At 44.8% G+C, this 6,751-nt stretch carries 9 protein-coding genes; 7 read left to right on the top strand and 2 right to left on the bottom strand.

What is annotated here, in order from left to right; all coding sequences use genetic code 11:
* The first annotated feature begins 88 nt into the window (after positions 1-88).
* The 5 genes from rpmB to SFV55_RS09235 all read left to right on the top strand — a co-directional run bounded on the left by rpmB (position 89) and on the right by SFV55_RS09235 (position 3,202).
* Entirely contained in the window at positions 89-349 is a 261-nt protein-coding gene (gene rpmB, locus SFV55_RS09255; protein ID WP_320029207.1) for a 50S ribosomal protein L28, read from the top strand.
* Between the two features lie 20 nt (positions 350-369).
* Positions 370-558 (top strand): 50S ribosomal protein L33, encoded by a 189-nt coding sequence (gene rpmG / locus SFV55_RS09250; RefSeq protein WP_320029206.1) that lies wholly within the window; start codon positions 370-372, stop codon positions 556-558.
* A 75-nt stretch (positions 559-633) separates the two neighbouring features.
* On the top strand, positions 634-810 hold the full coding sequence (locus SFV55_RS09245; RefSeq protein WP_290931977.1) for a DUF4295 family protein: 177 nt from the start codon (positions 634-636) through the stop codon (positions 808-810).
* Between the two features lie 177 nt (positions 811-987).
* The gene (gene ftsY / locus SFV55_RS09240; protein ID WP_320029205.1) at positions 988-1,944 is read left to right on the top strand and encodes a signal recognition particle-docking protein FtsY; all 957 of its coding nucleotides are present in this window, start codon (positions 988-990) and stop codon (positions 1,942-1,944) included.
* A gap of 148 nt (positions 1,945-2,092) precedes the next feature.
* Positions 2,093-3,202, top strand: a complete 1,110-nt coding sequence (locus SFV55_RS09235) for a septal ring lytic transglycosylase RlpA family protein (RefSeq protein WP_320029204.1) — start codon at positions 2,093-2,095, stop codon at positions 3,200-3,202.
* A gap of 117 nt (positions 3,203-3,319) precedes the next feature.
* Here the strand turns inward: SFV55_RS09235 and SFV55_RS09230 are convergent, their stop codons facing one another.
* Positions 3,320-3,862 (bottom strand): hypothetical protein, encoded by a 543-nt coding sequence (locus tag SFV55_RS09230; protein ID WP_320029203.1) that lies wholly within the window; start codon positions 3,860-3,862, stop codon positions 3,320-3,322.
* Positions 3,863-3,932: 70 nt separating this feature from the next.
* On the opposite strand from SFV55_RS09230, the gene SFV55_RS09225 reads away from it, so the two are divergent.
* On the top strand, positions 3,933-5,087 hold the full coding sequence (locus SFV55_RS09225; RefSeq protein ID WP_320029202.1) for a phosphatase domain-containing protein: 1,155 nt from the start codon (positions 3,933-3,935) through the stop codon (positions 5,085-5,087).
* Between the two features lie 30 nt (positions 5,088-5,117).
* Entirely contained in the window at positions 5,118-5,750 is a 633-nt protein-coding gene (locus SFV55_RS09220; RefSeq protein ID WP_320029201.1) for a Uma2 family endonuclease, read from the top strand.
* A 10-nt stretch (positions 5,751-5,760) separates the two neighbouring features.
* Here the strand turns inward: SFV55_RS09220 and SFV55_RS09215 are convergent, their stop codons facing one another.
* Positions 5,761-6,741 carry an NAD(P)H-quinone oxidoreductase gene (locus SFV55_RS09215; protein ID WP_320029200.1) on the bottom strand — a complete coding sequence of 327 codons (981 nt, stop codon included), beginning with the start codon at positions 6,739-6,741 and terminating at the stop codon, positions 5,761-5,763.
* Positions 6,742-6,751 lie beyond the last annotated feature (10 nt).

Genomic DNA, 6,751 nt, shown 5'->3' with positions numbered 1-6,751 from the left:
TAAAAATTCTCTGGATCAAAAAGTTCAAGGTCTAAAGTTCAAACTGGTTAAAACCTTTGACACCTTGAACTTTTTAAATTTATACATTATGTCTAAGGTTTGTCAACTTACGGGTAAGCGTCCGATTGTGGGTAACAACGTTTCACACTCCAATCGCAAGACCAAGCGTCGCTTTTTGCCTAACTTGCAAAAGAAACGCTTCTTCATCCCTGAAACAGATCAGTGGGTTACTCTAAAGGTATGTACTTCAGCCATGCGCACCATCAGTAAATTGGGGATTTACGAATACCTGAAGCGTTTGGAGCAAGAGGGTGTTGATACCGGAGTAAGTTTGGAACAAGGTTGTTAAACAAGTAATTTTTAGTCGTCATGGCAAAGAAGAGCAAAGGTAACCGCATTCAAATCATCCTTGAATGCACTGAGCATAAGAAGTCGGGTTTACCCGGTACTTCTCGTTATGTTACCCAGAAAAACCGCAAAAATTCACCGGATCGTTTGGAGTTGAAGAAATTCAACCCTGTACTGAAAAAAGTAACGGTGCACCGCGAAATTAAATAATTGCTGAGTGAGGACAAATTCGACTTGTTTATTCTTACAATAAGTCTTAATTTGTTCCGTAAATAATTTACTGCAATGGCAAAGGTATCCAAAAACGCAAAAGTTGCTAAGCGTGCAGCTAACGTTGGTTCTGGCCGCGACTACGTACAAATCGTAGTAAGCGTAAAAGACCCTAAGACTGGCAAGTACAGCTACAAAAAGCAAATGGTGCACAAGGACAAAAAAGACGCTTTTATTGCTTCTCTGAAGTAAATATATGCACGGTCTGAAGCATCGTCCGAAAAAAGGCTTTTCTTGTGATTGCACAGGGAAAGCCTTTTGAGTTATGAGTGAAAAGTGAAAAACTAAAAGTGAAAAGCTATTACCAGCCTATCACTACTCACTTGTAACTATTCATTTTTCATTTTTCACTTTTCACTTTTCACTACCATGAGTTTTTTTAGCAATCTTTTTGGAAAAAAAGAAAAGGAAGATCTGGATAAAGGGCTGGAAAAAACCAAGAGCAGTTTTTTCGGCAACCTGTCAAAAATGGTGGCTGGTCGCTCAACCGTGGACGAAGAGGTGCTGGACGAATTGGAGTCCTTGCTCATCTCTGCGGATGTAGGTCGCAATACCACCACTCAAATTATTGAACGGATTGAGGCACGGGTTGCTAAAGACAAATACCTTGGAACAAGTGAGCTCAATTTTATTCTGCGGGATGAAATTGTGCAACTGTTGTCCGAAAACAATACCCAGCAACTGAGTGGTTACGAATTGCCTGCAGGTGTAACCCCATTTATTCTCCTGGTTGTCGGGGTAAATGGAGTAGGGAAAACCACCACAATTGGGAAATTGGCCCATCAATTCCAAAAACAAGGCAAAAAAGTAGTGTTAGGAGCTGGGGATACTTTCCGGGCAGCTGCAGTAGATCAGCTCAAAATTTGGTCCGAACGGGTAGGTTGTGACTTTTACACTAAGGGTATGAATGCGGACCCGGCTGCGGTAGCATATGAAACGGTGAACTATGCGGTACAAAACAATTGTGATGTTGCCATAATTGATACAGCTGGTCGTTTGCACACCAAAACGGGTTTGATGCAAGAGTTGAGCAAAATCAAACGTTCGATCAGTAAAAGAATTGAAACCGCACCCCATGAGGTTTTGTTGGTATTGGATGCGACTACAGGTCAAAATGCTATCGAACAAGCCAAACATTTTACAGAAGCTACTGATGTAAGTGCTCTGGCTTTGACCAAACTGGACGGAACCGCAAAGGGAGGAGTTGCCATCGGGATCTCCAACCAGTTTAAAATCCCCATCAAATACATCGGTGTTGGTGAAGGGATCGACCAATTACAACCCTTCGAAAAACAGACTTTTGTCAATGCTCTTTTTGAAGCATAACATAAAAATCATGAGGCATGTTTAATTGATTAGTTATCTCTTTATCAATTAATTAAACATGTCTTTTTCTTCCTTTCGTCCTCCCGGATACTTTTCTGCTGTAACTTTTCGTTATACCTTTCGTTATTTTGAAAAATTTATTTTGCCAATGAACCATCTACGTAAAGTATCTGGCTTGCTTGCCGCCCTATTCTTGAACTCCATTGTCATCCTTGCCCAACAAGCGGATGTAGGCTTGTCCAATTATTATTCGGACGCCCTACAAGGCAACCCAACTGCATATGGGGAGGTTTACGATCGAACCCAATATACCGCTTCACACCGCACTTACCCCAAAGGCACTTTATTAAAAGTTACCCGCCTGGACAACAACAAAGCTGTTATTGTGAGAGTCAATGACCGGGGCCCTTTTTCCAGTGATGGAGCCATCATTTCCCTATCCATGGCTGCTGCATCCTTTATTGACCTTAGCTTGGTAGGGCATGCTCAGGTCAAAGTAGAGCAGTTTGGTTATGCCGACAACAACGCTACCGCCGCAAACTACAACACGGTCAATAATCAGAGCTCGAATTCCTTTGCTTTTGACCGCATTTATAATGGGGCGCCACAAGATGCGCCACAAGAGTATTTTACCCCAAAAGGAACCAATGGTTCTAATGCATACAACAATATGCAACAACAATACGGCAATACTCAACAACAATACGGCAATACTCCAAACAATACCCAACAGCCACAATATGGCCCGGTACCACCATCTTATGATCGTCGGTTCCAGAATCGGGGCGGCACCTACAATGCTGCCAATGAAGCCTCTAACCAGGTTCCTTCGGATTACGGGTACAATGGATCAGGCAGTAGTTACAATCCTGCTTACAATAATGCCAATATCCCAAATTCCTATTCAGATAACGCCACCAGCTCCAATTCAAACAACCCTAATTTCAACTGGAATAACAGCCCGCCCAATGTAAGCCCAGGCAGCATTGAGGGCTTCCCAACCTTGCAAGCAGGCAGTGGTTTTTCTGTTCAAGTAGGTTCTTATACCCAATTGGACAATGCCATACGTCAAGCGCAATCATTACAAAAAATGGGGTTAAGTGAAATTTATCTTTCCCAATCGCCTGCTGCCAATGCCAGTGGAGGTCGGATTTATAAAATTTTCGCGGGCCGTTTCGACAATCGGGAGGCTGCAACGATTTATGCCAGTCAAATCAAGCGCCAGTTTTTGGTGAATGGTTTTGTGTTGCGTATGTAGGAGTAACCCTGCGTGGTTGCTCCCGCAGTAATGCCGCAAGGCGTTTGATATCATCTACCGTAGGGGCGTCCCTGGCGGGTGCCCTATTGAACATGTGGGCACTCACCAGGGGTGCCCCTACGGTTTTTTCGTGTATTTTTCTGGAATCGGATTATCAGGCGATTCCGGGTTCCACATGATGTTCAAAATCCAGAAACGCCCATCTTTTTGTACCAACTGAATACTGTTAATGCCCCGTGCTTCCACTTTCCCGTTTGCCGCAGTAAACCTGGTTTCATAGGCACTAAACACGTGGACCATATTGCCGTACTTTTCCTGTGAACGGCCAATTTCCTTTTCAAAAAAACCTTTTTCATCAAACATTGGCCCTACATTGCGGATGTAGTCCTCCTGGGTCATGGTCGTCAACTTGGTTTTGCCATTGAGGTCTTTACCCACCGCATTAAGTCGCGCTTCAGGACGAAAGAGAGAACGAAATTTATTCCAGTTGCGGCGTTGACCAGCTGGCCCGGAGATGACATCATAAAGGGTTTTGATGATGGCGTCTACACTTGAAACCTCAGCCAGTGTAGCCTCAAGCATGGGTTTCTCGTTATCCTGAGCTTGTATGGGCTTAAAAAAAGCCAGGCTCAAAAAAAATAAGACGTAGTATTTTCTCATGTTTATTCGTTTTTACGGCGAAAAAATCGGAAGTTTCTGCGAATTTTGAACGAAGAAAACTGCATTTTAAATGCCTTCGCTAAAAACCATTGTAATCAATCTACTGCGTCGTTTGGATCACTTTGTTGATGACCTGAGGTTTGCCCTGGTTAAAGTTAGTGGAGTGGGCAAAGATTTACCCGTAAAAATCGCAACATATCGTGGTTTTGGCCGACGAGATTTTCTTTTTTTGCAAGGCCGGGTTTTGGTCAAAAAACGCCTGCGCAATAGCCCCATCAATACCGTTTTGCAAAACCTGATCAATTCCTACCGTAGATTTGAAAGTGACGAAATACCCAATGCGGTGTTACGGGTCTGCATTGAGGATCACCAGTTTGAGTTAATCACCGATCGGGAGGGTTATTTTACGCTTAGTGCTCCGCTTGATCCGCCCTTAGAACTCAACAATGATGACCCCTGGCAAAGTGTCCACATTACCTTACTAAAGACCCCCTGGACAGAGGAATTGAATCTCGAAACCAGTACAACAGTGATGTTCCCTCCGGAGGAAAGCACCCTCGGGATCATTTCGGATTTAGACGACACGATAATCGAAACCGGGGTAGCCAGCCTGTTCAAATGGCGCGCTTTTTACAATACCTTGTTCAAAAGTATTCATCGGCGTAAATTGTTTGATGAAGTAGCCGCTTTTTTCCGGGCCTTACGCCGGGGATACGATGACCAGGGCTTTTTACCACTTTTTTATGTTTCGAATAGTCCGCGCAACATTTACGACCTGGTCGCAGGATACCTAAAGGTGCATTCCATGCCCAAGGCTCCCGTTTTGCTACGGGATATCGGCTTTCCATACAAAATTCACAGCCGGAAGGACATGAACCACAAAATGGAAAGCATCATCCGCATTTTTGATACTTACCCGGAAAAACGCTTCATTTTGATTGGGGACAATGCAGAAAAGGACCCTTATATCTATCATGAAATTGACCAACGTTACCCTGGGCGAGTAGCAGCCATCTACATCCGGGATGTACAAAAAAGCCGACCGCTACAACGTTTGAAAAAATTTGTAGCCCAGGAATCCGGCCACCAGATTCAAATGTTTACCTCCTATCGGCAACTGGCTACGATGTGTGCGGAAGCGCATTTTCTGGACTGGGACTACTTCCAGGAGTTGTGCCAAAGTCAGCACAAATGGAAATTGAGCTTGCCTGTTTTCCCGAAATAATGCAATTTTGTAGATAAGAAAACTTCTCCAATGGGATCAGCTTCTGTATCAGCCAAACATATGAGCGTTGAGGATTTTTTCCTCAAATACGGCGCTTTCGAATCTCAGATCCCACTGAGTAAACAGGACTTTATTGGCTTAATCGAAATTTTTCCCGACCTTCAAATTGAACGGGAGGCAAATGGCATCATCTCAGTTATGTCCCCACTCAAAAAAGGTTCAGGAAAACGTGAAAACCGCCTTAATTTTTTACTAAATCTTTGGAATGAAAGCCAGGGCAAAGGTCAGGTTTTTGGCCCAAATGGAACTTATGACTTGCCTGACGGGGCTACCAAAATACCAGATGTATCCTGGATTTCTCCAGAGCGTTGGGCCGAAGAACCCGATGATGATGAAAGTTTCATCCAAGTTGTTCCAGATTTTGTAGTCGAAATTCGCTCCAAAACTGATCGCTTGGCTAAGTTGCAACAAAAAATGACCAACAATTGGTTGGCCAATGGAGTGCAATTGGCCTGGTTGATTGACCCATATCAAGAGCAAGTATTTGTTTATCGGCAAGGAAAGGAGGTAGAATGTGTAAAAGGTTTTGATCAAAAATTGTCTGGAGAAGAGGTATTACCGGGCTTCGAGCTCAATCTTACAGAGATGAGGGCGAAAAAATAATGCGGCTAGACTAGTCCACTCTCAACACAATTTTCCCTTGATTCCGATTTTCCTCCATGTACAAATGAGCCTGAGCCACTTCCTCCCAAGAGAAAACTTTATCTACAACTGGGAACAAGGTACCATTCGCAAAATGGGACCAGGTCAACTCCATAAAAGCCTTGGTTAGTTCAGTTTTATAGGTCAATGTCCGTGCACGCAGCGTTGAGCCATGAATACTCAGGCGTTTCATCAGTACCGTCCCTAAATTGATGCCCGCAGCTTGCGCTCCGCCCATCATGGCCAAAATCACCATCCGTCCGTCCATGGCCAGCGACTTCAGGTTGCGTTCCAGATAGGAAGCACCCAAAAAATCCAATACCACATCCACTCCCCTCCCCTCGGTCCACTCCTGAATGCATGCGGCAAAGTCCTGCGTCTTGTAATCAATGCACTGCTCAGCACCCAAAGCACGACATAGTGCGTGTTTTTCCGCTGAGGCTGTTACGAAGGCTTTTGCCCCTATCAAACGAGCCAATTGTAGTGCTGAAGTGCCTACGCCACTGGCTCCGGCGTGAATCAGCAAAGTTTCGCCTGCTTTGAGTTGGGCAATCCAAACCAACGCTTGAAAGGCCGTCAGAAATGCTTCAGGAATTGCGGCAGCAGCCAAAAAGTCGAGGTTTTCGGGGACAGGCATGGCCACATCTTCGTGGATGACCGCGTATTCAGCATAGCCCCCACCAGCTAGGAGCCCACATACCCGATCCCCAATTTTCCATTTGCTGACTTTTTCGCCCAATTTATCCACGGTACCGGCTATTTCCAGGCCCATGATGGGGCTCTCACCCGGTGGTGGCGGGTACTTACCTTCCCGCTGCAATAAATCAGCACGGTTTAATGCTGTAGCTTTGACCTTGATGCGGATTTGGTGAGTACCAGGTTCTGGGGTAGGAAAATCACCCAGGTAGAGTTCTTCGGCTGAGCCGAATTGGTGGATTTGGATGGCGCGCATGGTGGATTGT

Source organism: Haliscomenobacter sp., assembly GCF_033763495.1.
Classification (GTDB): domain Bacteria; phylum Bacteroidota; class Bacteroidia; order Chitinophagales; family Saprospiraceae; genus Haliscomenobacter.
Note: the sequence above shows the minus strand (reverse complement) of the source record. Positions and strands in the feature narration are given on the sequence as shown.

Bases quoted from the DNA above. Each gene is read 5' to 3' on its own strand.
- SFV55_RS09230 (WP_320029203.1), bottom strand. From the start codon at position 3,862: ATGAGAAAATACTACGTCTTATTTTTTTTGAGCCTGGCTTTTTTTAAG.
- rpmB (WP_320029207.1), top strand. From the start codon at position 89: ATGTCTAAGGTTTGTCAACTTACGGGTAAGCGTCCGATTGTGGGTAAC.
- SFV55_RS09215 (WP_320029200.1), bottom strand. From the start codon at position 6,741: ATGCGCGCCATCCAAATCCACCAATTCGGCTCAGCCGAAGAACTCTAC.
- SFV55_RS09245 (WP_290931977.1), top strand. From the start codon at position 634: ATGGCAAAGGTATCCAAAAACGCAAAAGTTGCTAAGCGTGCAGCTAAC.
- SFV55_RS09235 (WP_320029204.1), top strand. From the start codon at position 2,093: ATGAACCATCTACGTAAAGTATCTGGCTTGCTTGCCGCCCTATTCTTG.
- rpmG (WP_320029206.1), top strand. From the start codon at position 370: ATGGCAAAGAAGAGCAAAGGTAACCGCATTCAAATCATCCTTGAATGC.
- SFV55_RS09225 (WP_320029202.1), top strand. From the start codon at position 3,933: ATGCCTTCGCTAAAAACCATTGTAATCAATCTACTGCGTCGTTTGGAT.
- ftsY (WP_320029205.1), top strand. From the start codon at position 988: ATGAGTTTTTTTAGCAATCTTTTTGGAAAAAAAGAAAAGGAAGATCTG.
- SFV55_RS09220 (WP_320029201.1), top strand. From the start codon at position 5,118: ATGGGATCAGCTTCTGTATCAGCCAAACATATGAGCGTTGAGGATTTT.